Origin of the sequence: Tritonibacter mobilis, from assembly GCF_001681715.1 — a bacterium.
GTDB classification, from domain to species: domain Bacteria; phylum Pseudomonadota; class Alphaproteobacteria; order Rhodobacterales; family Rhodobacteraceae; genus Epibacterium; species Epibacterium mobile.
Genome location: NZ_LNWY01000005.1, coordinates 340272 through 365493, shown reverse-complemented (window position 1 = coordinate 365493; position 25222 = coordinate 340272). Strand labels below are relative to the sequence as shown.

Sequence of the window (25222 nt, the reverse complement as noted above, 5' to 3'; positions counted from 1 at the left end):
CCTGAGTACGAGCAAATACCCGAACACGGGCACAAAAAGAACACCCCGGGCGGGTCTCCCGGGGTGTTGGTCAGGGGGCTGTGGTTAGCGGGTCAACGCACGACGAACTCCGCATGCAGCGCCCCTGCGGCCTTGAGGCTCTTCAGGATGTCGATCATGTCACGCGGTGATACACCCAGTGCGTTCAGACCTGCGACGACTTCAGATAATGAGGTGGTTTCCGGGACTTCTGCCAGCTGAACACCTTCTTCTTCTTCGATGGCGGCACCAGTACGGGGAACCACCACGGTTTCGCCTTCAGCAAAGGGGTTTGGTTGCGACACCAGCGGAGCTTCCTCGACCCGTAAGGTCAGATTTCCCTGCGCAACAGCCACATTTGAGATACGTACATCGCTGCCCATCACAATGGTTCCGGAACGCTGATCCACCACAACCCGGGCCTTGCGCTGCGGCTCCACCAACACGTTTTCCATTCGACCCACCGCGTGGGCTGTGGAACGCGCATTGGTCCGTTGGATATTGACCTCAACAGTACCAGAATCCCGCATGACCGCGACATTGCGACCGAATTCGCTGTTAATCGCCTGCTCAATGCGGCCAGCTGTGGTGAAATCCGGCTCCCGAAGGGCAAGGCGCATGGAATTCAGTGATGACAGATCAAAGTCGATCTCGCGCTCCACGCGTGCGCCCGACGGTATCACGCCAGAAGTCGGAACTCCTTGCGTCACGGTTGCGGCTTCGCCTTCCGCAACGGCACCACCAGCGAGAATAGTCCCTTGTGCCACAGCATAGATCTGACCATCGGCTGCGTTCAGCGGCGTCATAATGAGCGTCCCGCCCAGAAGACTGCTGGAATCACCGATGGCTGAAACCGTAGCGTCGATCGTACCACCGACGCGCGCAAAGGGAGGCAGCGTCGCAGTCACAAACACTGCGGCAACGTTCTTGGGGCGAAACTGCTCACCGCTGACGTTGACACCGAGGCGTTCCAGAATGTTGGCCATGATCTCTTCGGTGAAGGGTGAATTTCTAAGCCCATCCCCGGTTCCGTCTAGACCGACCACAAGCCCATAGCCTACCAGATCGTTCCCCCGGACCCCGTCAAATTCGACGAGATCCTTGAGGCGAATTGCATTGGCCTGCGCTAGCGTCGGCAGCAACAGGCACGTCATCAGGATATGAAGAAACTTACGCATTACATGTAGTTCAACAGATTGAGTTGCGAGGAGCGCACAGTGATCGAATAGAGCGCTTCGAGTTGGAACTGCACTTCTTCTACCCGGCTGGCCGTTTCGGCTGGGTCAGCAAGGATCAGATCATTCAGAGTGGTCCCCATCGAGGTGAGCGCCGCGGTGTTTCGGGTCTGAGTTTCCTCAATGCGCGCCTGGATGAAACCGAGATCCGACTGAACATCCGTCAGTTCAGATTGCGCGTTCATCAGTTCTGTCCCGGCTCGCTTGATCAACGCAGACGACTCTACAGTTGAAAGATGAGAAAGGTTGTCCGAGCTCGCGAGCGCACCGAGCGCGAAACTCTGCATCGCTTGCTTTAGACGGTCATCATCGGCGCGCAGCGCAAAGTTAACCTCTTCGTTTGCTCCGATCCGCACCGCGCTCATATTGTTGGTGGAGCCGTTATACATAATCGCATCAAAGCCGGCAGGATCGTTGAACCAGTTCTCGACGGCTTGGACGATGTCATCGACATCCGTAAGCGCGCCGACTTCGGCGATGAGCGCAGTCATCATGGTATCTGCGCTTTCCAGCGGAGTAGAACTGGTATCTGTGCCCGCAAAAAGGCTACGCCCAGAGAGCTTACCGTTCAGGTTCGCGATCGTTTCCGTCAGGAAATTCGCTGACTGCGTTGCCATTTCCTGCGTGGTGGTGTCGTTTGAGGTACTGGACAGCGCCAGAATATCCGAGCCGAGGTTCAATGCGTTATCATTGATCCGTTCAAGATAGCTTTGTGCGGTGGAGGCAAAAAGACCTGCCTCCTGTGCCGCCACTTTATAGCTGTCCATTTTTGAAATTGAACGCTCAAGATCGACCACAAAGCCCAGATCACCACCCAGACGTTCCGGCAGATTGGACGCGATCCCAGTACTCATTTCCTGAGTCAGTGTATCAAGCGTTTTGTTCAGCTCTACCGAGCGGCGACGCAGGAAGAGATATTGCGCCATGTCTCCAAAGGATTGCACATTCATAGCTTAAAGCCTCATCAGTTCCTGCATCATTTCATCAATCGCCTGAAGCATCCGGGCGTTCGCACCATAGACCGTTTCGATCATCATCAGCGTTTGCAGCTCTGCATCGGTATCGACGCCTTGTTCCAGTTCACGGGACTGGATGTCGCTGTAAATCGCCGAGGAATAGGCCAGTTCCTGTTCCGCCCAGGTGTTTTCCTGGGTGAAATTGGTCATCAGGTTAGCTGCAATCGCATAGGCACTGTAATCACCCGACCCCAGACCGGGGGAGGTGATCGTGTTTGTGGCTTCCATCGCCTCGGCATAGTTGTTGAGGATCGTGGTATCGCCGCGGTCCCCAATCGCCGTAGCATTGAGACCATCACGCAAACGCCAGGTCTCAGCGCTGCCGCTCATTGAGATCACTTCATTGAGCTCAATCCGGTTGGCGGCCCCCAATGTGTTGACGGGATCAAAGAAAGCGCCCGCATCGGTAAAGATACCGGGATCTGTTGCACCAAGGGTCGGATCCACGGCGGGATCCTGAAAGCGCCCAATCAAATCAGCCGCCATGGTATCCAGATCTTCCTGAGCTTGTACAGAAGCGACGTCACGCACATGGAACTGTGCAGCAAGGCTGCCGCCACCGATCTTACCGTTGATGGAGGTGTCAATGGACCTGCCATCGATTTCCAGCCCCGACAGCTGCCCATTGTCGATAGACATATAGGGGGTGACCAGACGGGTTTCGTCGAAAGAAAACTCTGCAACCGATCCGCCGTCAATGAGCTTGATGCCGGAGTTGGTGTAGAGCGCGGTTTGATTGTTATCGCGCTTGTGCACCTGTACCGGGATCACCTCGTTGATGGCGTTGATCAGGTTATCACGCTGATCTTCAAGGCCCGAGGGATCCTGGCCACGGATTTCTGCGGCCAAGATCTTTTTGTTGAGGTCGTTGAGCGTCTCCAGATTGGTCTGAAGCCCTTCTACAAGCGCTCCAATTGAATCCTCTGCTTTGTTCCGCAGAGTCGACACCCCTTCTGCAGCATTGCGAATGGACATCGCCAACTCGCCCGCCTGCATCGACAAATCGTTCAGTCGCGCATCCGAATCCGGCAAGGACGTTGCTTCGATCAGCGCCGTTTCCATGTCCGTCATTCTCTGCGCGATCGAATAGTCATCATTGACTGTACCGACCTGGTCGGAGATGCGCGCATAAAATCCCGCCGTGACCGAGGTTGCTGCAAAATTGGCCTCTGCAGATCGCACGCTCTTTTGAATCGCGGGATCGATCATGCGCTGGACGGAACCGATCCGCACGCCTCCTGCCGAACCGTTGGAGCTAAGGTCCAGGGTCCGGCGGTAATACCCCTCTGTCAGGGCATTCGCGAGGTTGTCGGATACCACCGACGTCGACCTGCCGGCCGCCGTGATACCGGTCATCGCACTACTGAGGGCAGTCGATAGAGACATCCCAAATCACCTTCTGTGACTAAGTTTTACCTGTTCGAAGCGCTGATTTTATCAGCGCTTGATGTTGGTGGTTTCCTGAAGCATCTCATCCACGGTCTGGATGACCTTCGCATTGGAGGAATAGGCGCGCTGCGTCTGGATCATCGAGGTCAGCTCAGTCGCGACATCCGTGCCGGATTCTTCCTGACGATAGCTCGCTACCTCGCCAGTCGGGCCAGCACCCGCATCCCACAGGTAGTACGCACCGCTATCTGGGGAGGGCATGAAAGTCTGGCTGTCCAGCGACTTCATTCCATTGGCGTTAGGCATATCCGCCAGCGGAATTTGATAGACGATACGGCTGCTACCGTTTTCATAAAGGGCGTGCACAAAACCACCCTCATCTACCTCGACACCGGCAAAGCTGGCGGCTTCATAGCCATCCTTCTCGATGGTCGCAGCCGAGAAGGCGCTTGAGAGCTGCGTCATCACGCCAATCTCAATCTCTATTGGGCCGCTATCCGTGGTCACGATGATCGTGCCGGAGGCAGGATCATACGCGCCACCGGTCGTGGTCGCGACGGTATCCAGCGTGCCTTTGCCGGTTGCTGAGTCATCAAATGTGAGAGTGTATTCGCCAACAACGGTACCTGTCGCACCATCGGTAAGCGTCATGGTCCACTCATTGTCGTTGGCACCTGTCGGAGTATAGACGATGTCCAGTTCCTGCTGACCACCAAGGTTGTCGTAGTATTGAATGGCGTTCTCTTCAGGGTCACCAGCCGCACCCGCGACGGCACTACCAGCGGGCAAGTTCACACCAAGGCTTACTGCGGTGGTGGGCGCCGCACTCAGCTGAGAGGTGTCAAATCGAACGGGTTCCAAGGGCCCATCCGTATCACGAGCAACCGTGGGAATGGTTCCGTCCGCGTTCGCTGGCCATCCCAGCAGCACCAGACCAGACGTGGTCGTCAGATACCCTTCGTCATTCGTGCGGAACGAACCCGAGGTGGTGAGAAGCATGGTGGGGTCGCCGCCAGAATCAACTTCTGCAAGGCTCGCGACCGGGAGGAAGCCACGTCCTGCGACCGCAAGGTCGGTGGCATTGCTGGTGGAAATCAGCGAACTGCGCTCATCAATCATACGCGTGTTGTTCACAGATACACCGCCAGCGGCGTAAGAACCGCCATTTTGCGAAATGACCATAGATTCAAATGAGGTCACCACACGCTTGTAGCCAGCAGTCGAAGCATTCGCGATATTATCGGAAATGGCTGCCAAACGAGTGGAATTCGCGGCGAGCCCTGCTACGCCAGCATTCAGCGAGGAGGAAATAGTCATTAGATACGCCTTTCTGCTGCATCTTGATTTATTCTCGCTGAAAGGATTACCGCGCTTGTACTTAACGTGCGGCTAACAGATAAAATCCTATCTATCTGCCAGCCGCATTTGCCTTAGTTTTATGGCGCAATCATTTCCGCAGCAGCGTGATATTGATGCGGTTGTTGCGCGCCGACATGGGATTCTTGGAAGCAAGATCGCGATCCGCGTAGCCTGTTACCCGAGAGATTCGCTTGGCCTGCATACCGCCGGTTTCCAGCAATTCACGAGTGGCATCCGCACGGGCGTGGGACAGTGCCCAAACCGGGTTATTGGCGATCACCACCGGGGTCGAGGCGACATGACCACCAATCGCCACGTTGTTCTCAACCGATGCGGTCACCCGCGCAACCATGCGCAACAGATCTCGCATCAGGATCGTCGGGCGTTCGCTACCGTTTTCAAACAGCTTTGCATCTTCGGTTTCGAAAAGTTCGATGATCAGGCCCTCGTCAGTCACACGGGTCACGATATGGCGCGCCATATCAATGCTGACCATGCTCTCACCGCCACGCCCCATCAACGCTTCTTCGATCTTGAGGAAGTTGGCCTCTTCCGCCTCATCACTTTGTTGGTCGTCAGCGACACCGGTATCGCCCTGCGAGCGTGAGGCGTCGGTTGGATTCTCTTTGGTCGCGCCGATCCCATTTTGCGGCTTCACGTCTTCGGTGAACATGGTGTCCCCCTGAAACGCGCCGTTGCCGCCACCGGAGACACGGCTGAGCGGGATAGATGGCGAGAAGTAGTCTGCAAGCCCCTTACGCTGCTTCTCGGTTGTGGCGTTCAGCAGCCACATCAACAAGAAGAAGGCCATCATCGCAGTCACGAAGTCGGCATAGGCCACTTTCCAAGCGCCACCGTGATGGCCGTCACCGCCACCCTTCTTCACCTTCTTGATAATAATAGGAGCTTCGTTGCTCTGTGCAGTCATGTTCCCACCACCTTTTCTGTTCACCCAAAACCGGGATACAGAGGGCTTTCTTAACTAGGTCTTAACAGATAAAATTGACCCGAGTAACACGTCTAAACTTATGGTTTTCAAGGCAAAATCAGGGCCATACTGGCTTTTCGGGGGAGAACTTGCGGCGCATTGCGGGCAGCAATGTGACCCAAATATGGCAGGGCACAGAAAGGCGCAACTTGCTGCCATCTTTGCCCGCGCATTGGCGGTAGGTCACTATACGATTCGCGGAGGATGTTCTTCTGAACCTTGCCGGTTCCACCGAGCAGCAACACCATCAAGAATGCCAGAGCATTCGAGGCCTGCCACAGAGTGATCCTGCCAGCATAGAGTTAAGAACTCTCTACCCAATTGCGTAAATCAGCAATCTTTAGTCGAGCGTCTCCACTCTCGCTGTTCTTTCGAGAACTCAAAATACCCGGAAGGCGCGAGCTATACCCAAAGTCCACCCGCATGGCGCACATGCGCTGAACATTGGCTTAACTTAATTGGTGTAACATCGAGCCTCAGGAACTGTTCAGAAGAGGCGCCTCGCCCATGAAATATTCAATCCGTACCGCAATTCTGTCCATTGTCGGTTTGGCCGCCATTAGCATGTGCGCGCTCGTCGGGCTGTCTTTCTATACACATGATGCGCGGGACACCTCTCAAGCTGAGGTCGAGCGCGTCGAGAAATTGGACGCGACGTTGGTTCAACTCGAGTTGGCCTTCCTTCAGGCGCGTCGGGCGGAGAAAGATTTCCTCCTGCGTCGCGACGACAAATATGTCGACCGGCACGCAGAGGTCGTCACTCAGCTCAACAGCACCATGGACTCCGCCCGCAAACAGACTGTGGATTTGGCTGGTATGGAAGACATCTCTTCCAACCTTGATCTATTGCAAGATGCCGTAGCATCCTACGCCAGCAGTTTTTCTGATGTAGTCGCAACGTCCAGGGCGCTTGGTTTAGATGAAACCGTTGGCCTTCAGGGGGAACTTCGCAGTGCTGTCCATTCCGTCGAGGAGAGCCTGAAAGCGACGTCCTACCCCGAAATGCAGGTGAAGATGCTGATGATGCGTCGGCACGAGAAAGACTTCATCATGCGCAAGAATACAAAGTACCTGGATCGCCTGCAAAAACGGGTTGAAGAGTTCCGTGCTTTTCCAGACAGCTATTATGATAGTGCCGCCCAACAGACGGAGATAGACGCGCTGCTGGAACACTACCGTGTTACCTTCGCTGCTTTTGTCGAAGAAACGATGGCGCTGGACAAACAAACCGGTGTCATGTCGGAGCGCTACGCCACTGCCGAACCTATTCTCGCAGATACGCTCAACCTGATCCATGATCGCCGCGATACCATCGTATCCAACGCTCAGGTTGCACAGGATGAGCTGATGCAGCGCTCGACATTGATGGCGGGTATCGGACTTCTCGTATTTATCGCCCTTGGTTTCGCGTTGGCTCAGAAAATCGCAAAACCGTTGCTGAGAATTCAGAACGTTCTGAATAAGATGTTTGAGGGAAAATTCGACGTAGAAATCCCACAGTCTTCTATCAGCGAAGTGCAGGCTGTAAGCACAGCCATCGACAACTTCCGCAAAGGGCAAATCGAACGCGAGCGCTTTGCGGTTGAGATTACCAAAGTCATCAGTGCCTGCGCACAGGGGGATTTCTCCTTGCGCATCCCGGTTGAGGACGATGACAGCGAGTTTGCCGAGTTGGGTCACGGTGTAAATGCCATCGGAACAGTCGTGGAGAATGGACTCGCCGACGTCCGTTTCACCGTTGACGCACTTGCAAGCGGCGACCTCACGGTGCGGATGCCTGATACTCATCGCGGAGTGTTTGCAGACATCGCTATGGCTGTTGATACGCTCAGCCAAACGCAAACTGACGTCATCCGTCAACTCGCCGAAAGCAGCATCACGCTGAACAACACCGCGAATGAAATCGCTGCAGCGACATTTGATGCATCCAAACGTGGTGAAGATACCGCTGCATCGCTTGAAGAGACCACTGGGGCCATCCAGGTGCTGAACGACTCTGTGCAGGACACCGCATCCAACTCTCGCCAAGCCTATGATTTCGTGCGCGACGCCCAGAACCGGGTCAACTCCACCCTGAGAGTGGCCGAGGAAACAACCGCATCCATCAACCGGATTCGCGAGGCCTCAGAAGCGATCAGCAAGATCACAGATCTGATCGAGGGTGTATCGTTTCAGACCAATCTACTGGCGCTGAACGCTGGCGTGGAAGCAGCTCGTGCAGGCGAGGCTGGAGCAGGCTTCGCAGTCGTGGCATCCGAAGTACGCGCCCTCGCACAACGTTCTGCGGCAGCCACCCAAGAGATCAATGAGCTGATCCGAAACAGCTCAAACGAGGTCACTCAGGGTGTTGAACTTGTTAGCCGCACAGGTGGTGAACTAAGCGCAATCAAAGAGAGTGTCGCCAGTATCGTCAAAATGGTCGACCAAATCAGTGCCGCAAATGTTGAGCAATCCAGCAGCCTCACTGAGGTGAACAGTGCGGTCACGCATCTGGATCAGAGCTCGCAGAAGAACGCGGCCATGCTGGAACAAACCGCTGCATCAACACAAATGCTGCGCGATGAGGCGGCCAAGCTGGTGGCATCGGTGAATCGGTTCAAAATCGACGAGACGGGTTCAAACCACTCCGCCAATCTGGATCAGGCTTACGACACCCCCGGCGAGGGGCATATGGTCGCCTGAGGTCTCGTCATTCCGCTGCTTGCAAAGGGCTGGTTCTATCAAGAACTGGCCCTTCTAACTTAAGGCTGTGACCCTCTAGTACGCCGTCAACACGATAGTGGTGATAGAGAACCTCACGGGTGAGTACATCTTCCGGCATGCCTTCAGCCACCAATCGACCCTCCTGCATCAAATGCACCGTATCGCAATAGCGCGCCGCCAGCCCGAGATCATGAAATGACACGATCGCGGTACGCCCACGCCGCCTGACCTCATCCAGCAGTCTGAGCTGGTAGTGCAAATCCAGATGGTTGGTCGGCTCGTCCAGAACATAGACCTCAGGATCGCAGGCCAGCAGCTGAGCGAAATAGCAACGCTGCAACTCGCCGCCAGAGAGGCTCTCGGCGTCTTGGTTCGCCTTGTCCTGAAGCCCAACCAATTGCAGCGCATCCTGCGTTGCTTCTCTGCGCTTTTCGCAAGGAATGTCCCGCATTGTCAGGCCGATCTCTACGATATCAGCAGGTGTCAGACCTGCGAGCAGCCCCCCACCCTGCACCAGTGCCCCCACATGCCGAGACCATTCGATGGGGCTATACTCGGACTGCGCACGGCCATGCAGACGCACCTCGCCCGCCTGAGGCCGCAGCGCACGGTACAGAACCCGCAGAAGTGTGGTTTTACCGGCGCCATTGGGACCAAGCAGCCCGTGGAATTGCCCGCGTTTGACCCGGAGCGACAGATCCCGCACATAGGGCTGCCCACCCACGTCTACCGAGAGATCACAAATTTCGAGTATTGGCTCATCGGACACGCGCCATCCCCCTCAGGATATAGATGAACGGCGGGGCAGCCAGCAATGCGAGCAGAACCCCGAGTGGTAATTCCTCAGGCGCGAGGAGCACCCGACAAGCCAAATCCACGAGGATCAAGGTGATCGCCCCGAGGATCACAGCCTGCGGGATCAGCACCCGGTGGCGCGCGCCCACCAGCAGCCGCGCCATATGCGGCAAGATCAAACCAACAAACCCCACAATCCCCGCAATCGCAACTGCGATACCCGTCAGTGCAATGGTGACAAAGAACACCAATACCCGGATGCGCCCTACGTTCACCCCAAGAGATTGCGCACGCTCGTCCCCCAATAGGGTCGCATCCAGCTTGGATGCCGTTCGCAAGGCAAGAATCAGGGAGATCACCAGTATCGCAAGCAACAGCGGAAGTTCATGCCAATCGGTGCCAGCGGCGGTTCCCATCAGCCATCCCATGGCGTTGCGGGTGGCATGCGGATCGCCGACATACAGGAAAAACGCAGTGAGCGCCTGAAACATCAGCGACACCGCAACGCCCGCAAGAATGACCACCAAAGGATCGAGGGATCGCCCACGGCGCGTCGATAGCGACATGGTTAGCAAAAACGCCGCAGCCGCACCAAGGAACGCGATCAACGGCACGCCCAGCGTCTGTGTAACGCTGGCAGGAAACCAAATGATCGCCCCAACCGCAGCAGCAGACGCGCCAGATGACACCCCCATGAGATAAGGGTCAGCCATCGGGTTGCGCAGCGCGGTTTGCATCAACAAACCCGCAAGGGTCAGCCCCGCACCGATCATGCCCACCGCAAGCACCCGAGGGATGCGCCACTGCCAGACAATCATCGACAAACCGCGCGGCGCGTCTTCGCTGCGCAAAAGGATCGCCAGCCGTTCGCTCCAAGTGATCTCAGCCGTGCCCCACAGGACACCGGCCGCCATCGCGAGCAGTAGCACCGCAACAGAGAGTGGCAGCAAGAGCGGCGATCCTCGGCTCACTTATTTCAGCCCTGCAAGCTGATCGTTCAGGTTTTCAACACCATCGGCAAATCGCATCCCCAAGAGCGTTTCGGAAAACGGCACGGTGACAAAACGACCCTCTTTGACAGCGCGCAACTCGCTCAACACCGGGTCCGCCTCCATGTAGGCACGCTTGTCGGCAGCCGTGGACCAGTCGGCCTCAATCAACAGGATGACATCGGGATCAACGGCCACAACGCGTTCCCACGACAGATCGACCCAAGTGCCCGGAACATCGCTGCTGATGCTCTTGAGACCCGTGAGCTGAGACAAAAGCGCAGGCCCGCCGCAACACCCGATAGAGAACGGCGTATCGGTGCCGCTGTCGTAGATAAACGCGGATTGGCCTTCGCCCGCAGGCGCGGCCGTCACTGCGTCCAGACGGGCTTTGAGCGTGCCCACCAGATCTATTGCACGATCTTCGACTGCAAAGAGTTTCCCAACCGTTTCAATATCGTGGAAGATCGGCTCGACAGTCAGAGGCACGTCTTTGGGGTGCTTTTCCTTGCATGAAGCATCCACCAGATAGGTGCCAACGCCGAGGTCATGCCATTTGGTCGCCTCGCCGAGATTGTCCTCAGAGAAAGCAGAACCAAATCCGGCAAAGAGGAAATCAGGCTCGTTTGCCAACACCACCTCAGCAGCAGGGTATTTTTCAGCCAGCACAGGCACGGTGTCATAGGCGGCTTTCCATTGTTCCGGGATGGCGTCATCCATATAGGCGGTGCCAACCATCGCGTCCTGCAACCCCAACGCCAGCATGACTTCTGTCGCCTGCTGATTGAGGGTGATGGCGCGGCTCGGTGGGGTCTCAAAAGTGTGTGAGACCCCACAGCTTTTGATGGTGACCGGATCGGCATGCGCCGCCGAGGCCAGCAACACGAGCGGCAGCAGCAAATTACGCAGGTTCATGGGACACTCCCGTTTGATGAAAAATAAGATGTTCAAGTCGGCCACCCTTTGCGAGGACGGTCGCGACAAAGCTCTGGATGTCTGAGAGATCGGCCACCCGATACCAATCGCCGCGCGGGTAATGCACGATCACCGGTCCGGCGTTACACGGAAACACGCAACCGGTGGTGCTCACCAAACAGCTGTCACTGAGCCCGGCGCGCCGAATTTCCACCTTGAGTGCATCAGCAAGGTTGGGCGCATCTTTCACATGGCAACGCGGACCTGTGCAAACCAGCAGGTGGTGCCGATGCGCGGGCGGCAAATCCCAACCCTTCCCCATCTCACCCGCAGGTTTTTCACCAATCCGGCGCAGGGATACCTCAGCCCGCGCAATAGCGCGCACGGTGGCCGCGTCGTGTTCTGGGCTGCTGGCAAAAAACAACTCCGGTGTTGAGCCCGATTGCTGGGCAAGCCATGCACCTGCTGCACTGGGCAGCCATTTCTCCAGCGATTGTGAAAACGGCATTCCGACCGGGCGCAAGTCAATGCGGCTGGCCCCCCGCACGAGGAGTGCATCAAGCGCAGCCCACAGACCCTGTCCCTCTGCCTCCAGTCGAATGGCCATGGCGGGAACAGGAGCGGCGGCCTCAAGCCCGCGGGCGAGTGCTGCGGAACGCTTTGCGCTCACATAAGTCGCTGAAATCAGGTAGAGATAAACGTGCATTCCAGCCTCCCAACGGGAGGCAGGCAACTGCAGTCCATCAGATACATCACATCTGGCATCGCGTCCTCCGCAGGCCCACCGCCCGCTTGGTTTATACATCGCGATGGCAGGTCTCCTGACTTGCGGGGCGTTGCGCGTCCGTCCCTTCCCGACCCATTTGGATCAGTGGTGTGTGACGGGGCACTTGCCGCTTACAGTTGCGGGGGCAGTTTCGGATTTGGCGCCCTTTGGCTCCTCCTCACCGAATTCCCTTTTCATCCCACTTGCCTTAGGCGTCGGGGAACCATCGCTACTCTCTTGCGTCAGTGAGACGGCCTGTGTCAAGCGACAGGGAAGAGCCGGATCAGACCATCACGACCGGACGACCCTCAACCGTGCGTAATGGCGCGTCGGTTTCAAAGACGCTCTGGATCAGCGTTTCGGTAATCACATCCTGCGGTGCACCATCTGCACAAAGGCGCCCCTCCTTCATCACCAGAACACGGTCGGCATAGGCGGTGGCAAAATTGATGTCATGCAGCACGATGATAACCGTGCGGTCCTTATTGTCTGCCAGATCTCTGAGGCGGGCCATCAGCGCGCGCGAGGCTGCCAAATCAAGATTGTTCAACGGCTCATCCAGCAACAAATAATCCGTATCCTGCACATAGGTCATCGCCACAAACGCGCGCTGTCGTTGCCCACCGGACAACGTATCAAGCGACCGCTCCGCCAGCGGCAACAGATCAAAGAGGCGCATACCGTCCTCAACCATCGCGCGGTCATCAGGCGTTGGGCGTCCCCTGTGATAGGGATACCGGCCAAAGCCAACCAAATCGCGCACTGTCAAACGGCTTGCGGCGTGAACCGTTTGCGGCAAGATCGCGAGGCGCCTTGCCAAATCCTTGTCATCGCTTTCGCCCACGACAAGCTCATCCACCGTGATACGCCCCTGTTGTCGGGGTATTAATCGCGCCATGAGTGACAGCAGCGTGGATTTTCCCGCACCATTGGGACCAACAAGCGCGGTCACGCCACCTTTGGGGACAGTGACAGAAATATCCCTGAGGATCGGTGCACCGTGGATATCATGGGACAGGTTCTGGACCTCGATCATCGTTTCAGTCCTTTCATCAACAACAGCAGGAACACCACCCCACCAAGGAATTCGACCACGACACTGAGCGGGGTGGTAAAGGCAAAGACACGCTCCAGCGCCCATTGGCCGCCAACAAGGATCACGCCGGAAATCAGCGCACTACCCGGAAGCAGGATCGCATGGCGATAGGTTGGCAGAACCAGATAGGTCAGCGCAGAAACCAAAAGACCAAAGAAGGCCACCGGACCGACTAATGCGGTCGAGACCGCAACCAGAACTGAAATCAGCAAGAGCGCCCTGCGCTGCCCGCGAAGTGGTGGCTCCCCCAGCGAGGTTGATGCCACCGGTCCGAGTGCCAACACATCCAACCGGTGCCGCATACGCCACGCCAATCCCAGCGCTCCACAGCAGAGGAGAGCGGAGACGCCCAGCAGATCCGTTTCGGCCCGCGAGAACCGCGCAAAAGAGGCCGCTTGTACCACCGCGTATTCACTTGGGTCGATCACACGCTGCAAGAGGCCAGTGATAGAACGCAGCATGACCGCCAAGACCACCCCGGTCAGAAGCATGCGCATCAGGTCGCCCTGCCCTTTGCGCAACAACAGGCCAAAGAGCATCACCGCCGCCGCGCACATCAACGTCGCATTGGTCAGCATCAATAGCCCCGGATCGAGCTGTTGATAGGCAGGTGCGCCCAGTGCAACCACCGCAGCTGTCAGGATCAGAACGTAAAGCGCATCAAACCCCATGATCGCAGGTGTCAGGATGCGATTGCCGGAAATGGTCTGAAACATCACCGCCGCCACCGCCTGCGCTGCGCCAATCAACAATAATGCCGCGAGTTTTTTGCCGCGAAACATCAGCGCAAACTCAAGGCTCCCCTTCACGCCAGTGAACAGATAGGCGAGTGCGCAGGCCAAGAGGGCGAGCGTGAGTAACAGCAGGCGATTACGATACATGCTGCGCTCTGCCGTAAAGCATCCACAGGAAGACAGCCGCGCCGATAATGCCGATGACGGTCGCCACGGGCACCTCGAACGGATGCACCACAAGGCGTGCAAAGATATCCGAAGCCAGGACCAAACCTGCACCCGCCATTGCCGTCAGCGGCAGGCTGCGGCGCAGATTGTCACCGACGAGGCGGCTGACAAGATTTGGCACCACCAGCCCGATAAAGGGAATCGCGCCCACTGTCACCACGGTGAGGCCCGTCACCACTGAAATCACTACCAGACCGCTCAGGACGACCTGACGGTAGTTGAGGCCGAGGTTGAGGCTCACCGTTTCCCCGAGGCCAAGAATGGAAAACTGATCCGCCACCAGATAACTCAGCACGGCCGCAAGACCTGCAATCCACAGCAATTCGTATCGCCCACGCATGGTGCCGGAGAACTCACCGGTCAGCCAAATGTCAATATATTGCAACATATCAAGTTGAAAACCGATGTAGACGGCAGCCGAGCCAATCACACCGCCATAGACGATACCCACGAGCGGCACCAAAAGCGGCTCCTCTGGCGGCAAGCGGCGGGTGATCGCAAAAAAACCGATGCTCCCGATCAGGGCAGCAAAGGCCGAGAGCGCCATCTTGAGCCCAACGGAGGCGGCCGGCAGACAGACGGAAACGACCAACAGTCCGAGCATCGCGCTTTGACCGGTGCCGGCGGTCATCGGCTCCACAAATCTGTTGCGCGCGATGAGTTGCATGATCTGACCGGCAATCGCCAGCGACGCACCGGTCAGGACCACCGCAAATGCGCGCGGCAGGCGACTGTCCCAGATTAAGGCCCTCGCCTCCGGCGTCGTAACGTCCATCGGCGAAAGAGGGGTCGCTCCAACAAAGAGCGACCCAACGAACAAGAGGCTGAGGGCCAGAACACCCAAGGCAGTGCGCGACATCAGAGATCAGTTTCCGTTGAAACCGGCCTCAATATCCGAAAGCGTGCGCATCATCGACTGAATGCCGCCGCCGGAGATGTAGATATCTGATGCGTTGAGGTAGACGACCTGATCGTTCTTCCACGCTTTGGTTTCGTGCATCAACGTGTTGTCGAGCGTGGTTTTCGCATTCTCGCCCGGCTGACCAATCGCAGCGAGACGGTCGATCACAATCAACCAGTCCGGGTTTACGGTCTGGATAAATTCAAAAGAGATGCTTTCACCATGTGTGGAATCGCTGATCTCCGCCGCTGCTTCTGGCAGGTCTAGTGTGGAATGCACCCAGCCAAACCGGCCCGCCTTGCCATAAGCCGAAATTTTCGGACCGTTGGTCAGGATGATCAGAGCCGTCCCCTTATCCGCCACCGCGGCACGGGCGCTCTTTAGCTGCGCATCAAAATCCGCGCGCAATTCGGCCGCCTTGTCTTCGCGACCAAAGATCTTGCCGTAGGTTTCCAAGCGCGCCAACCCTTGTCCAACGACATCTTCCCAAATGGTCATGTCAATGGCTGGAGCCAGTTCACGCATCGTATCAACCTGATCAGAACTGCGTCCGCCCACGATGATCAAATCGGGCTGCAGTGCATGTACGGCCTCAATATCAGGCTCAAACAGGGTGCCCAGATCTTCGGCTTTGTCCGCAACGCTTTGGAGGTAGTCCACATAAAGGTTCTGCGGCGCGCCGCTTACGTCGACGCCCAGCGCAGACAACGTGTCCACAGCGGCGATATCAAAAACGGCGATTTTTTCAGGATTGGCGGGGACATCTACAACACCGCGGTAGGTGTCGACGGAAACAGTCTCCGCAGCAAAAGCAGGCACTGCAAGAAACAGTGCGGAGGCACAGGCGAGTGATCGAAACATAGAAAAGACTCCGGGTCTTTTGATGGTTTTGAGGGATCGGTCTCGCTGGCTGTTGCTTGTGCAATTGCTGGCATTGATTAACTGCCATAGCTCACACAGAAGAGCCATGGTCAATTCGGAAAGTTAGATTTCAGGCCCAGTCAAGGCGCTCTAGTTTATCGCGGAAGGCAAAACGGATCAGATGGCTTTCGATGATCTCTTTGGATTGCTCTAATCCCGCCCGATCTTCTGCCACCACAGTCATAACCAAGACATCGTCGCTGGCAGCGAAGGTTGCCGTGCCACAGGGAAACGCGACCTTGCCGGAATGAGCGTCACATGACGCCTCGACCTTATGCGCGAAATGTTTGCACAATTGCTGCAGATACTGGCTGGCTTTGGCGGTCTCGAACTGACTTTCGGACGTCAACATTTATGTTCTCCTCTTTGCTACGCGTCTGAGTTGCGCCCTTGTCAGGCGCAATGGTTCGAACGTAGTAGAGCGGATCATACCCAATGACTACCGGCAGTTGCTTGCATCTGCCTGCGCCCGCCCGCATGGTCTGCCTCATGACTCAGGACACCACTCTCAAAACGCTTCTCTGCTTTGGATATGGCTATACCGCCCGCGCGTTGGCAAAAATTCTGCCGCGCAATGAGTGGCATATCATCGGTACAACCCGTGACACCCCTGACCATAGCGATGACGCGAATGTGGAGTTGGTCACATGGCCGGGAGATGACCTCCCACTGCAAAACGTCACTCATATCCTCTTGTCAATTAGCCCGTCCGAGGCTGGCGATCCGGTGCTGAATGCGCTGGGTACACAAATTGCCGCGCTGCCTTCGCTGGAGTGGGTGGGGTATCTGTCAACCACCGCTGTCTACGGTGACCACGATGGGGGGTGGGTGGATGAAGCCACTCCCGCCACACCATCAAGTCAGCGTGGAGATTGGCGCGTGCAGGCGGAAAATGACTGGTCGGCGGTGCCAAAGCTACCACTTCATATTTTCCGCCTCGCGGGGATCTATGGGCCTGGTCGTGGTCCATTTGCGAAACTCATGGCAGGCAAGGCTCGTCGCATCGTCAAACCCGGTCAGGTGTTTTCGCGCGCCCATGTGGATGATATCGCACAGGTTCTAAAGGCATCCATCGCTCATCCTGACCCGGGGGCGATCTACAATGTCTGTGATGATGAACCAGCCCCCCCACAAGACGTTTTGGGATATGCCGCCGAACTGTTGGGGCTGCCAATCCCCTCAGAGGTGCCATTTGATGAAGCGGGCATGAGCCCGATGGCCCGCAGTTTTTACGGCGAAAACAAACGCGTGCGCAATGACAGGATCAAAGAAGACTTAGGCGTCGATCTGCTATATCCAGACTATCGCAGCGGTCTTCAGGCGGTTCTGGCTGCCGAGGACATGGAGAAGTTCATCCCCCCTGCAGATCCGCCCGGTGTCTAAGGGCGGTTGAATTCGATCAATCGTGATCGCCGATGCACAGGCTGTGATCGCCCAACGCTCCCAACACCTTGCACGTCCCGCCGCTACCGCCTTCACACAGGTGGGTGATCCTTTCCAGTTCAGCCTCAAGCTGCTGGAGGCGTGAAATCCGTGCGCGGACCTTTTCCAACTGCGCCTTCGCAATAATATCGGCCGCATGACAGTCCTGCCCCAACTCACCGTTGAGCGCCATGAGGTCTTTGATTTCTTCAAGCGCGAAGCCAAGATCACGAGCATGTTTGATAAAGCCGAGCCGCTCTAGCCCTGCTTGATCATACCGCCGCTGATTACCTGCATTGCGCGTCGCATGATCAATCAGGCCGATTTCTTCGTAATAGCGAATGGTTGGAACCTTGACCCCGGTGGCCTTTGACAGTGCGCCGATAGAATACATCGAAATCCCCTCTTGAACCTCTAGTGGCTAGAGCAATTAGGTTCATACCGAATCGAGATCAAGGACAAGAGCAAAGGACCTGACCCATGGCAGGATGTTGCAACCACAACGCTCAGTTTGACGGCGTATCACGCGAATACAAGCGTCGTCTCTGGGCTGTAATCGTAATCAACGCGGCGATGTTCTTCGTTGAAATGGCAGCCGGTCAGGCCGCCAATAGCCAAGCACTGAAGGCTGACGCCCTGGACTTTCTGGGTGATGCGCTCACTTACGGGATTTCACTGGCGGTAATCGGTGCCAGCCTGCGCGCACGGTCAATGGCGGCAATTGGTAAGGGCGTAAGCCTCTTGCTGATGGGGAGCTGGGTCTTTGGCTCTACTGTTTGGAAAGTTTTCGTCGTTGGCGTCCCGGAGGCGCAAGTCATGGGCTATATCGGCTTCATGGCGCTCGCCGCGAACCTTTTGTCGGTGGCATTGCTGGCCGCCTATAAAGATGGCGATGCGAACGTACGTTCGGTCTGGCTGTGTTCGCGCAATGATGCGGTTGGAAACGTGGCAGTGATGATCGCGGCCCTCGGCGTCTGGGGCACCGCAACAGGTTGGCCCGATCTGATCGTTGCGGGCATCATGGCCGGTTTGTTCCTGAGTTCCGCTTTCCAGATCCTGCGCCAAGCTCTTGCAGAGTGGCGCGATGGTAAGGCCAAGGCCGCGCAAGATGACCACGCCCATGACCACGGTCACGCGCACTGACCTAGCCGAATTGTTGACCAGTAAATAATGTACCAGTTCAACCCTGCGCGCTTGCCATTCATCGGACAAGCGCGCAGGGTCCGCTCATGGTAAAAAGCTTAACATCGCATCGACCACTTTTGGCGATCACCCTGAAAGTGACCGCCATTGGGCTTTTCACCATCATGTCGGGTTTGATCAAAGAGATCACACAGACTGTTCCCACGGGTCAGGCCGTGTTTTTTCGATCTTTTTTCGTGCTGCCTGTAATCCTTGTGTGGCTTGCCCTACGTGGCGATCTACCAGCCGGATTGCGCACCAAAAGCCCGATGCTTCATTTTTGGCGTGGCTTAGTGGGGACCTCTGCAATGGGTCTGAATTTTGCAGCCCTGGCCATCCTGCCACTGCCAGAGGTTACGGCTCTGGGTTATGCCACCCCAATCTTTACGCTGGTGCTGGCGGCGTTGCTGCTCGGGGAGCGTATTCGCATCATTCGCATCAGCGCCGTCGCCATCGGGCTTGTCGGCGTAGTGATCATGCTTTCTCCCCGACTTGGGGGATCTGAGGCGTTTCAGGATACGGCCTTCATCGGAGCGATGCTGGTCCTGACGGCCGCTGCCTTGCGCGGGTTTGTACAAATCCACATCCGGAAAATGGTACAGAGCGAGGAAACCGCGGCGATTGTCTTTTACTTCTCTGTGACCGCTTCACTGTTGTCGCTTCTTACCTTGCCCTTTGGCTGGATCATGCCCGATACCCCCTTGTTGCTGCTGCTGATCAGTACTGGCTTTATTGGTGCAGTTGCCCAGATCCTGATCACCTCGTCCTATCGGTTTGCACCTGCATCGCTGCTGGCCCCTTATGACTACGTGTCGATGTTGTTTGCGCTGGTGATTGGCTACATTTGGTTCGCAGAATGGCCATCCGCGGTGATGCTGGCAGGTGCAGCGCTGGTCATTGTGGCAAATGGCATCGTAATCTGGCGTGAGAGCCGTTTGGGACTGGACCGAGGCAAAGCCAAGCCACTGACTGATCCAAAGGGCGGATGAGTCAGGTTACCTTTGCTCCAGCTTGTCGCGCAGTGCGTGCAGTTGATCGCGCAAAGCCGAGAGTTCCTCAATATCCCCTCCCATTGCCTCCAACACACATGCCGTAAGCTCAGTAGCTTTATGCTCCAACACTCGCCCGTTTTCTGTGAGCGTTACAATCAGGCTGCGTTCATCTTCTGGGTTGCGCTGGCGTGTGAGCAGTCCGGCAGTCTCCATACGTTTGAGCAACGGGGTCAGTGTATTCGTATCCAGTTGCAACTCTGCTCCCAGATCGCTGACCCGACGGTGGTCCCTGTCCCACAGCGCGACCAGTACTAGATATTGTGGATAGGTCAGCCCCAACGGGGCCAGCAGCGGACGATAGAGGCGCGAGATCGCATGGTTCACCGAATAAACGGAGAAGCACAAAAGCTCATCGATTTTCAAAGGTCTATCCATGTGGGAAATTTAGATCTCGCACGATGCAATCGCAAGCGGTTGACTTTCTGCTTGGGGCACCCAAGTATATCGCACACGATATAATCGCCCACGACAAAAGGAGCCGAACATGTCCGTATCCCCCGTTTACACCGCCCATGCCTCCGCCACCGGAGGCCGCGATGGTCAAGCCAAAGTAGCTGGCACCGATCTAGTTCTTGATCTCGCCCCGCCCACAGAAATGGGAGGCGATGGCAAAGGCTACAACCCAGAGCAACTCTTTGCCGCCGGGTATTCCGCCTGCTACATCGGCGCGATGAAGTTTGCGACAACCCAAGACGATAGCCTACCGAAAGTTCCGGACAACGTCGAAGTCGAAACCGCAGTTGGAATTGGCCCGCGTGAAGCTGGTGGCTTTGGCCTCAAGGTCCACTTGAAAGTGACACTTCCCGGTGTGGACAAAGAGGCCGCCGAGCGCCTGACTGAAGCCGGACATAAAATCTGCCCCTATTCCAATTCTGTGCGGGGCAACGTCGACGTCACTACAGAAATCGCGTGATCCAGCGGAGCGCCTGCGGCGCACTGGTTTGATCAGAGATGCGAAGCTCTGCCTCGCGCTCCGAGATATTTGAGAAAAGCTGAAGGGGCGACAAGCGCCCAACGGCACCGGAGGTGCTCGTACAGAAAAAGCGCGGGGCATCTGTCCCGCGCTTTTGCATTTTAATAGCCAGAATTGTGTCAGCTGCGGACCAGCGCCTCGTATTCCTTGGCAATTTCACGGGTCATCTGGCCAACCTCGAATTTATAGGGGCCGATTTCACCCACAGGTGTCACTTCGGCGGCAGTACCGGTCAGCCAGCACTGTTCAAATCCATCCATTTCTTCGGGCATGATATGGCGCTCATGTACGGTGATGCCCTTTTCCTTGAGCATCTGGATCACAGTTTGTCGGGTGATACCGTTGAGGAAGCAATCCGGTTTCGGCGTATGTACCTCGCCATCTTTTACGAAGAAGATATTCGCCCCAGTCGCCTCGGCGACATAGCCGCGATAGTCCATAAACAACGCGTCAGAGCAGCCTTTGGCTTCTGCTTTGTGCTTGGAGATCGTGCAGATCATGTAAAGACCCGCCGCCTTGGCATGCACCGGGATAGTTTCAGGAGAGGGGCGTTTGAACTCCGCGATATCGAGCTTTGCTCCCTGCATTTTGGCATCGCCGTAATAGGCTCCCCACCCCCAGACAGCGACCGCCATCCGGACCGGGTTTTTCGCTGACGCAACGCCCATGTCCTCACCCGAACCACGCCAGACGACGGCGCGCACATAGGCATCCTGAAGACCCGATGCTTTCAAGGTCTCTTCCTTGGCTTTCTCGATATCATCCACCGAGTAAGGCATCGGCATATCCAGCGCCTCTGCTGACGCAATCAGGCGTTCGGAATGCGCGCGGCTTTTGAAGATCTTGCCATTGTAGGCGCGTTCACCTTCAAACACAGAGGAAGCATAATGCATTGCATGCGTCAGGATGTGGACCTTGGCATCGCGCCAGTTCACCAATTCGCCATCCATCCAGATCAGACCTTCGCGGTCATCATATCCAGCCATTCCGCATTCCTTTTCAGCGCCGTATTATTTTCGGTTATTGCGCAACATAACGTGATTTCATTCACATAATTGCGCCAAACTCGTCACTCGGTACATCTCGGGTCTTGGAATGTCAATAATGCTGACATAAACTGGCCCGCAAAACAAAGGAGAGGCGATAATGTCTGACGGGCGTTCCGGAGCAGGGTTTGGCGGTGAGAGCCTCCTGTTTCTGACAGATGAGCAGTTGCGCCAAGGGATTGAGGCGATGTTCTTTGCCTATCAGGGCTTTACTGCTGACCCTGACCGTATCCTCGCAGATCTGGCCTACGGGCGGGCGCATCACCGGGCACTGCATTTTATCAACCGCTCTCCGGGCACGACGGTCAACAATCTCCTCAGCATCCTTGGGGTCACCAAACAATCCCTGAACCGCGTGCTTCGTGCGTTGGTTGAGGATGGACTGGTCGACAGCCGGGTTGGAACGCTCGATAAACGGGAACGCAATCTATATCTGACAGAACGCGGAGTGGATCTGGAGCAACGTCTCTCCGACGCCCAGCGCGTGCGTATGCGGGCCGCTTACAAACAAGCGGGTCCAGAAGCCGTTCAAGGGTTTAAAAAAGTACTCGAAGCCATGATGGATGCGGACATGCGTCGTGCCTATGCCGATCTGCGGGAGAGGTCACAATGAACCATAATGATCTGCATCTTCTGATCGTCGATGATGACGAACGCATCCGCGATCTTTTGAAAAAATTCCTGATCCGGGCCGGGTTTCTAGTGACTGCCGCGCGCGATGCGGCACATGCAAGGCGGGTGCTTTCCGGGTTGGATTTTGATCTGATCGTGTTGGATGTGATGATGCCGGGTGAGGATGGGCTATCCCTCACCGCCGCGCTGCGCGAAACGATGACGACACCGATCCTGTTGCTGACCGCACGTGGCGAGACGGATGATCGGATTAAAGGGCTTGAGGCTGGCGCGGATGATTATTTGCCAAAACCCTTTGAGCCCAAAGAACTCCTGCTCCGTATCAATGCAATCCTGAGGCGCATGCCCGAGAGTCAGCCCGAAGATATCACCCCGAAATTCCTGCAATTGGGTGCTATCCGGTATGATATTGACCGAGGCGAGATGTGGCAGGGCGAGGATCTGATCCGGCTCACCTCCACCGAGGTTCAATTGATGAAGATATTTTCCTCGCAACCCGGTGAAGCAGTAAGCCGCGCCAAGCTGGTTGAGGATCTGGGGCGTGACCGAGGCCAAGCGCAGGAGCGTGCGGTCGATGTTCAAATCACGCGGCTGCGGCGCAAAATCGAGCCGAACCCAAAGCAGCCACAATACCTGCAAACCGTGCGCGGTGCAGGTTATATGCTGGCACCGGACTGAGGTAGATCGGGACCTAAGCTGTCTTGATCTTGCCTTATGCAGTCTGAAGGAGCTTTAACGGCATCCCCCTTGAAATGCGCCCAGTGGCGGGAGATCGCCCCTCCAACAAAGGAGAGATGTCATGGCCACCGCATTCATAACCCACGCGGATTGTCTCACTCACGAGACACCGCCCGGTCATCCAGAACAGATCGCTCGATTGGTACATGTGCTACACGCGCTTGAAGCGCTCGACCTGAAACGCGTGTCTGCACCGATGGCGGCCGAAGACGATATCTTGCGCATCCATCCTGCAAGTTACCTTGCAGACCTTCGCCGCACCTTGCCTAGCGAGGGCCGCAAAGAGCTCGACGCGGACACATGGATGTCGCCCGGGACACTGGATGCGGCCTTTCGCGCGGCAGGCGCGGTAGTCCGTGCGGTAGATCTGGTTTTATCCGGCGAGGTCCGTAACGCCTTTTGCGCGACGCGACCGCCCGGTCATCACGCAGAAACGGATACACCAATGGGGTTTTGCCTGTTGGGCAACGCAGCGCTGGCGGCGAAACACGCGCTTGACCACCATAATCTACGCCGGGTCGCAGTGGTGGATTTCGACGTACATCACGGCAACGGCACACAAGACCTGCTCTGGGATGAGCGGCGGGCATTGGCCATCAGTTCACAACAAATGCCGCTTTGGCCCGGTAGTGGGCATGCGGAAGAAGACGGTGCTTACGGCAATGTTATGAACCTACCGCTGCCGCCCGAAAGCACCGGCGCGACAATGAGAAACGCTTACACTGAGCAGGCCTTTCCTCGTCTGAGAGCGTTCAAACCAGAACTTATCATTCTGTCGGCCGGATTTGATGCGCATAAAGACGATTCGCTGGCACAGCTTAACTGGGAAACAGACGATTTTCGTTGGCTCACCGCAGAACTTTGCGCGCTTGCTCAAGAGCTGTGCCAAGGTCGTATCGTCTCGACTTTGGAAGGCGGATATGATCTGAACGCGCTAGCCGACGCCGCCAAGGCGCATGTGGAAGAATTGATAAAGGCCGCGACATGACAACCGAGACCCCCGTCGAAGAGATGAGCTTTGAAACTGCGATGAAGGAGTTGGAACGCGTCGTCGATCAGCTGGAGCGCGGTGACGTGGCTCTGGATGCGTCCATTGCGCTCTACGAACGTGGTGCTGCACTCAAAAAGCGGTGCGAGGACGAGCTGAAGCGCGCCGAAGAGAAGGTCGCCGCGATCACGCTTGACGCAAATGGTCAGCCATCCGGCACTCAACCGCTCGACGCGGGATAAGATCAGATGACGGCAGGGTTTACCGCTGCGCTATTGCAAGCGCAGACGAGAATATCCATCCATATGGAACACCGCTTGCCGCAGACAGATCTGCTGCATCAAGCGATGCTTTATGCCTTGCGTGGCGGCAAGATGCTGCGTGGCTTCCTCGTTCTCGAGAGCGCACGGCTGCATGATGTCCCCGAGACGGCCGCACTTGAGGCGGCGCTGGCAATTGAATGCATCCACGCCTACTCGCTGGTGCATGATGACCTGCCCTGTATGGACGATGATGATTTGCGCAGAGGCCGGCCCACCTTGCATCGCAAGTGGGACGAAGCTACCGCTGTGCTGGCAGGCGATAGCCTGCAAACACAGGCGTTCGAACTCCTCGCGCGTGAGGAAGTCGGCCCCCATGCGATAAGCCTCATTCGCACAATGGCAGAGGCTGCGGGCAAGGACGGCATGGTTTCCGGACAGATGCTGGACATCGCCGCAGAAACGGCTGAGGCACCGCTGACACTTGAACAAATTACCACCCTTCAGGCGCGCAAGACCGGCTGCCTGATCGAATGGTCCGCCTGTGCCGGTGCGCGGCTGGCAGGTGCGGACCCCGCACCGCTGCGTCACTATGCCCAAGCATTGGGACTGGCTTTTCAGATCGCCGACGACATCTTGGATATAGAGGGCGATGCTGCAACCGTAGGCAAAGCCGTGCGCAAGGACGAAGACGCAGGCAAAGCCACCTTCGTGTCGCTCCTTAGGCTGGAGGGCGCAAAACGCCGCGCGCAGGAACTGGCCGATCAGGCTTGTGCTGCCCTTGCCCCATATGGCGCGGCAGGCGATACCTTGAAGGACGCCGCCCGCTTCGTTATCTCGCGCGACAGCTAAATCGCGCCCCGAAGGAGCCACGA

27 protein-coding genes and 1 riboswitch are annotated in these 25222 nt (G+C 56.7%); of the genes, 10 read left to right on the top strand and 17 right to left on the bottom strand.

Going from position 1 to position 25222, the window contains the following annotated elements:
- Nucleotides 1-92: 92 nt before the first annotated feature.
- The 5 genes from UB90_RS05830 to UB90_RS05810 form a co-directional block, all read right to left on the bottom strand.
- Nucleotides 93-1196 carry a flagellar basal body P-ring protein FlgI gene (locus UB90_RS05830; RefSeq protein ID WP_065325532.1) on the bottom strand — a complete coding sequence of 368 codons (1104 nt, stop codon included), beginning with the start codon at nucleotides 1194-1196 and terminating at the stop codon, nucleotides 93-95.
- Nucleotides 1196-2203, bottom strand: coding sequence for a flagellin (locus tag UB90_RS05825; protein WP_065325533.1), 1008 nt, complete (start codon nucleotides 2201-2203; stop codon nucleotides 1196-1198). The genes UB90_RS05830 and UB90_RS05825 overlap by 1 nt, the downstream gene beginning before the upstream one ends.
- Nucleotides 2204-2206: 3 nt before the next feature.
- Nucleotides 2207-3655 (bottom strand): flagellar hook-associated protein FlgK, encoded by a 1449-nt coding sequence (flgK, locus tag UB90_RS05820; protein WP_009177495.1) that lies wholly within the window; start codon nucleotides 3653-3655, stop codon nucleotides 2207-2209.
- A 51-nt stretch (nucleotides 3656-3706) separates the two neighbouring features.
- Nucleotides 3707-4975: a flagellar hook protein FlgE gene (locus UB90_RS05815; RefSeq protein ID WP_009178008.1), complete on the bottom strand. Its 1269-nt coding sequence runs from the start codon at nucleotides 4973-4975 to the stop codon at nucleotides 3707-3709.
- Nucleotides 4976-5105: 130 nt separating this feature from the next.
- Nucleotides 5106-5945: a flagellar motor protein MotB gene (locus UB90_RS05810; RefSeq protein ID WP_009177434.1), complete on the bottom strand. Its 840-nt coding sequence runs from the start codon at nucleotides 5943-5945 to the stop codon at nucleotides 5106-5108.
- A gap of 567 nt (nucleotides 5946-6512) precedes the next feature.
- Here UB90_RS05810 and UB90_RS05805 point away from each other — a divergent pair.
- Entirely contained in the window at nucleotides 6513-8687 is a 2175-nt protein-coding gene (locus tag UB90_RS05805; protein ID WP_065325534.1) for a methyl-accepting chemotaxis protein, read from the top strand.
- A gap of 7 nt (nucleotides 8688-8694) precedes the next feature.
- Here the strand turns inward: UB90_RS05805 and UB90_RS05800 are convergent, their stop codons facing one another.
- From UB90_RS05800 to UB90_RS05760, 9 genes are all read right to left on the bottom strand, one after another.
- Nucleotides 8695-9477: an ABC transporter ATP-binding protein gene (locus UB90_RS05800; protein WP_065325535.1), complete on the bottom strand. Its 783-nt coding sequence runs from the start codon at nucleotides 9475-9477 to the stop codon at nucleotides 8695-8697.
- Nucleotides 9467-10474, bottom strand: a complete 1008-nt coding sequence (locus tag UB90_RS05795; protein ID WP_227512117.1) for a FecCD family ABC transporter permease — start codon at nucleotides 10472-10474, stop codon at nucleotides 9467-9469. Before UB90_RS05795 ends, UB90_RS05800 begins: the two co-directional genes overlap by 11 nt.
- Nucleotides 10475-11407 carry an ABC transporter substrate-binding protein gene (locus tag UB90_RS05790; RefSeq protein ID WP_065325536.1) on the bottom strand — a complete coding sequence of 311 codons (933 nt, stop codon included), beginning with the start codon at nucleotides 11405-11407 and terminating at the stop codon, nucleotides 10475-10477. It lies immediately after the preceding gene.
- Nucleotides 11394-12113, bottom strand: a complete 720-nt coding sequence (locus tag UB90_RS05785) for a (2Fe-2S) ferredoxin domain-containing protein (protein WP_065325537.1) — start codon at nucleotides 12111-12113, stop codon at nucleotides 11394-11396. The genes UB90_RS05790 and UB90_RS05785 overlap by 14 nt, the downstream gene beginning before the upstream one ends.
- Nucleotides 12114-12201: 88 nt before the next feature.
- Nucleotides 12202-12416, bottom strand: a riboswitch (cobalamin riboswitch).
- Nucleotides 12417-12456: 40 nt separating this feature from the next.
- Nucleotides 12457-13209 (bottom strand): iron ABC transporter ATP-binding protein, encoded by a 753-nt coding sequence (locus UB90_RS05780; protein WP_065325538.1) that lies wholly within the window; start codon nucleotides 13207-13209, stop codon nucleotides 12457-12459.
- The gene (locus tag UB90_RS05775; protein WP_065325539.1) at nucleotides 13206-14150 is read right to left on the bottom strand and encodes an iron chelate uptake ABC transporter family permease subunit; all 945 of its coding nucleotides are present in this window, start codon (nucleotides 14148-14150) and stop codon (nucleotides 13206-13208) included. Before UB90_RS05775 ends, UB90_RS05780 begins: the two co-directional genes overlap by 4 nt.
- Entirely contained in the window at nucleotides 14140-15090 is a 951-nt protein-coding gene (locus tag UB90_RS05770; RefSeq protein WP_065325540.1) for an ABC transporter permease, read from the bottom strand. Before UB90_RS05770 ends, UB90_RS05775 begins: the two co-directional genes overlap by 11 nt.
- Nucleotides 15091-15096: 6 nt before the next feature.
- Nucleotides 15097-15993, bottom strand: coding sequence for a siderophore ABC transporter substrate-binding protein (locus UB90_RS05765; RefSeq protein WP_065325541.1), 897 nt, complete (start codon nucleotides 15991-15993; stop codon nucleotides 15097-15099).
- A gap of 130 nt (nucleotides 15994-16123) precedes the next feature.
- Nucleotides 16124-16405, bottom strand: a complete 282-nt coding sequence (locus UB90_RS05760) for a DUF2218 domain-containing protein (RefSeq protein WP_009177584.1) — start codon at nucleotides 16403-16405, stop codon at nucleotides 16124-16126.
- A gap of 137 nt (nucleotides 16406-16542) precedes the next feature.
- Here UB90_RS05760 and UB90_RS05755 point away from each other — a divergent pair, with 137 nt between their 5' ends.
- Nucleotides 16543-17436, top strand: a complete 894-nt coding sequence (locus UB90_RS05755) for an SDR family oxidoreductase (RefSeq protein ID WP_227512116.1) — start codon at nucleotides 16543-16545, stop codon at nucleotides 17434-17436.
- Between the two features lie 16 nt (nucleotides 17437-17452).
- Here UB90_RS05755 and UB90_RS05750 read toward each other — a convergent pair whose 3' ends face one another.
- A complete protein-coding gene (locus UB90_RS05750; protein ID WP_065325543.1) occupies nucleotides 17453-17869 on the bottom strand; it encodes a MerR family transcriptional regulator in 417 nt (138 codons plus the stop codon).
- A gap of 86 nt (nucleotides 17870-17955) precedes the next feature.
- Between UB90_RS05750 and UB90_RS05745 the strand changes: the two genes are divergently transcribed.
- Together UB90_RS05745 and UB90_RS05740 are read left to right on the top strand one after the other, a co-directional pair.
- A complete protein-coding gene (locus tag UB90_RS05745) occupies nucleotides 17956-18618 on the top strand; it encodes a cation transporter (protein ID WP_065325544.1) in 663 nt (220 codons plus the stop codon).
- 86 nt (nucleotides 18619-18704) lie between these two features.
- Nucleotides 18705-19646 carry a DMT family transporter gene (locus UB90_RS05740; RefSeq protein ID WP_065325545.1) on the top strand — a complete coding sequence of 314 codons (942 nt, stop codon included), beginning with the start codon at nucleotides 18705-18707 and terminating at the stop codon, nucleotides 19644-19646.
- 6 nt (nucleotides 19647-19652) lie between these two features.
- Here UB90_RS05740 and UB90_RS05735 read toward each other — a convergent pair whose 3' ends face one another.
- On the bottom strand, nucleotides 19653-20084 hold the full coding sequence (locus tag UB90_RS05735) for a MarR family winged helix-turn-helix transcriptional regulator (RefSeq protein ID WP_009177973.1): 432 nt from the start codon (nucleotides 20082-20084) through the stop codon (nucleotides 19653-19655).
- Between the two features lie 109 nt (nucleotides 20085-20193).
- On the opposite strand from UB90_RS05735, the gene UB90_RS05730 reads away from it, so the two are divergent.
- Nucleotides 20194-20622 carry an organic hydroperoxide resistance protein gene (locus tag UB90_RS05730; protein ID WP_009178053.1) on the top strand — a complete coding sequence of 143 codons (429 nt, stop codon included), beginning with the start codon at nucleotides 20194-20196 and terminating at the stop codon, nucleotides 20620-20622.
- Nucleotides 20623-20801: 179 nt separating this feature from the next.
- Here the strand turns inward: UB90_RS05730 and UB90_RS05725 are convergent, their stop codons facing one another.
- Nucleotides 20802-21668 (bottom strand): branched-chain amino acid aminotransferase, encoded by an 867-nt coding sequence (locus UB90_RS05725; protein ID WP_065325546.1) that lies wholly within the window; start codon nucleotides 21666-21668, stop codon nucleotides 20802-20804.
- Between the two features lie 160 nt (nucleotides 21669-21828).
- Here UB90_RS05725 and UB90_RS05720 point away from each other — a divergent pair, with 160 nt between their 5' ends.
- The 5 genes from UB90_RS05720 (at nucleotide 21829) to UB90_RS05700 (ending at nucleotide 25199) form a co-directional block, all read left to right on the top strand.
- Nucleotides 21829-22341 (top strand): MarR family winged helix-turn-helix transcriptional regulator, encoded by a 513-nt coding sequence (locus UB90_RS05720; RefSeq protein WP_005607826.1) that lies wholly within the window; start codon nucleotides 21829-21831, stop codon nucleotides 22339-22341.
- Nucleotides 22338-23039 carry a response regulator gene (locus tag UB90_RS05715; protein ID WP_065325547.1) on the top strand — a complete coding sequence of 234 codons (702 nt, stop codon included), beginning with the start codon at nucleotides 22338-22340 and terminating at the stop codon, nucleotides 23037-23039. The genes UB90_RS05720 and UB90_RS05715 overlap by 4 nt, the downstream gene beginning before the upstream one ends.
- Before the next feature lie 121 nt (nucleotides 23040-23160).
- Nucleotides 23161-24087, top strand: a complete 927-nt coding sequence (locus tag UB90_RS05710) for a histone deacetylase family protein (protein WP_065325548.1) — start codon at nucleotides 23161-23163, stop codon at nucleotides 24085-24087.
- Nucleotides 24084-24329 carry an exodeoxyribonuclease VII small subunit gene (locus UB90_RS05705; RefSeq protein WP_065325549.1) on the top strand — a complete coding sequence of 82 codons (246 nt, stop codon included), beginning with the start codon at nucleotides 24084-24086 and terminating at the stop codon, nucleotides 24327-24329. Before UB90_RS05710 ends, UB90_RS05705 begins: the two co-directional genes overlap by 4 nt.
- A gap of 6 nt (nucleotides 24330-24335) precedes the next feature.
- Entirely contained in the window at nucleotides 24336-25199 is an 864-nt protein-coding gene (locus tag UB90_RS05700; RefSeq protein ID WP_065325550.1) for a polyprenyl synthetase family protein, read from the top strand.
- Nucleotides 25200-25222: the final 23 nt, after the last annotated feature.

Excerpts from the sequence above, each read along its gene's own strand:
- UB90_RS05830 (WP_065325532.1), bottom strand. The coding sequence starts at position 1,196 with ATGCGTAAGTTTCTTCATATCCTGATGACGTGCCTGTTGCTGCCGACG.
- UB90_RS05825 (WP_065325533.1), bottom strand. The coding sequence starts at position 2,203 with ATGAATGTGCAATCCTTTGGAGACATGGCGCAATATCTCTTCCTGCGT.
- flgK (WP_009177495.1), bottom strand. The coding sequence starts at position 3,655 with ATGTCTCTATCGACTGCCCTCAGTAGTGCGATGACCGGTATCACGGCG.
- UB90_RS05815 (WP_009178008.1), bottom strand. The coding sequence starts at position 4,975 with ATGACTATTTCCTCCTCGCTGAATGCTGGCGTAGCAGGGCTCGCCGCG.
- UB90_RS05810 (WP_009177434.1), bottom strand. The coding sequence starts at position 5,945 with ATGACTGCACAGAGCAACGAAGCTCCTATTATTATCAAGAAGGTGAAG.
- UB90_RS05805 (WP_065325534.1), top strand. The coding sequence starts at position 6,513 with ATGAAATATTCAATCCGTACCGCAATTCTGTCCATTGTCGGTTTGGCC.
- UB90_RS05790 (WP_065325536.1), bottom strand. The coding sequence starts at position 11,407 with ATGAACCTGCGTAATTTGCTGCTGCCGCTCGTGTTGCTGGCCTCGGCG.
- UB90_RS05785 (WP_065325537.1), bottom strand. The coding sequence starts at position 12,113 with ATGCACGTTTATCTCTACCTGATTTCAGCGACTTATGTGAGCGCAAAG.
- UB90_RS05780 (WP_065325538.1), bottom strand. The coding sequence starts at position 13,209 with ATGATCGAGGTCCAGAACCTGTCCCATGATATCCACGGTGCACCGATC.
- UB90_RS05775 (WP_065325539.1), bottom strand. The coding sequence starts at position 14,150 with ATGTATCGTAATCGCCTGCTGTTACTCACGCTCGCCCTCTTGGCCTGC.
- UB90_RS05770 (WP_065325540.1), bottom strand. The coding sequence starts at position 15,090 with ATGTCGCGCACTGCCTTGGGTGTTCTGGCCCTCAGCCTCTTGTTCGTT.
- UB90_RS05765 (WP_065325541.1), bottom strand. The coding sequence starts at position 15,993 with ATGTTTCGATCACTCGCCTGTGCCTCCGCACTGTTTCTTGCAGTGCCT.
- UB90_RS05760 (WP_009177584.1), bottom strand. The coding sequence starts at position 16,405 with ATGTTGACGTCCGAAAGTCAGTTCGAGACCGCCAAAGCCAGCCAGTAT.
- UB90_RS05755 (WP_227512116.1), top strand. The coding sequence starts at position 16,543 with ATGACTCAGGACACCACTCTCAAAACGCTTCTCTGCTTTGGATATGGC.
- UB90_RS05750 (WP_065325543.1), bottom strand. The coding sequence starts at position 17,869 with ATGTATTCTATCGGCGCACTGTCAAAGGCCACCGGGGTCAAGGTTCCA.
- UB90_RS05745 (WP_065325544.1), top strand. The coding sequence starts at position 17,956 with ATGGCAGGATGTTGCAACCACAACGCTCAGTTTGACGGCGTATCACGC.
- UB90_RS05740 (WP_065325545.1), top strand. The coding sequence starts at position 18,705 with ATGGTAAAAAGCTTAACATCGCATCGACCACTTTTGGCGATCACCCTG.
- UB90_RS05735 (WP_009177973.1), bottom strand. The coding sequence starts at position 20,084 with ATGGATAGACCTTTGAAAATCGATGAGCTTTTGTGCTTCTCCGTTTAT.
- UB90_RS05730 (WP_009178053.1), top strand. The coding sequence starts at position 20,194 with ATGTCCGTATCCCCCGTTTACACCGCCCATGCCTCCGCCACCGGAGGC.
- UB90_RS05725 (WP_065325546.1), bottom strand. The coding sequence starts at position 21,668 with ATGGCTGGATATGATGACCGCGAAGGTCTGATCTGGATGGATGGCGAA.
- UB90_RS05720 (WP_005607826.1), top strand. The coding sequence starts at position 21,829 with ATGTCTGACGGGCGTTCCGGAGCAGGGTTTGGCGGTGAGAGCCTCCTG.
- UB90_RS05715 (WP_065325547.1), top strand. The coding sequence starts at position 22,338 with ATGAACCATAATGATCTGCATCTTCTGATCGTCGATGATGACGAACGC.
- UB90_RS05710 (WP_065325548.1), top strand. The coding sequence starts at position 23,161 with ATGGCCACCGCATTCATAACCCACGCGGATTGTCTCACTCACGAGACA.
- UB90_RS05705 (WP_065325549.1), top strand. The coding sequence starts at position 24,084 with ATGACAACCGAGACCCCCGTCGAAGAGATGAGCTTTGAAACTGCGATG.
- UB90_RS05700 (WP_065325550.1), top strand. The coding sequence starts at position 24,336 with ATGACGGCAGGGTTTACCGCTGCGCTATTGCAAGCGCAGACGAGAATA.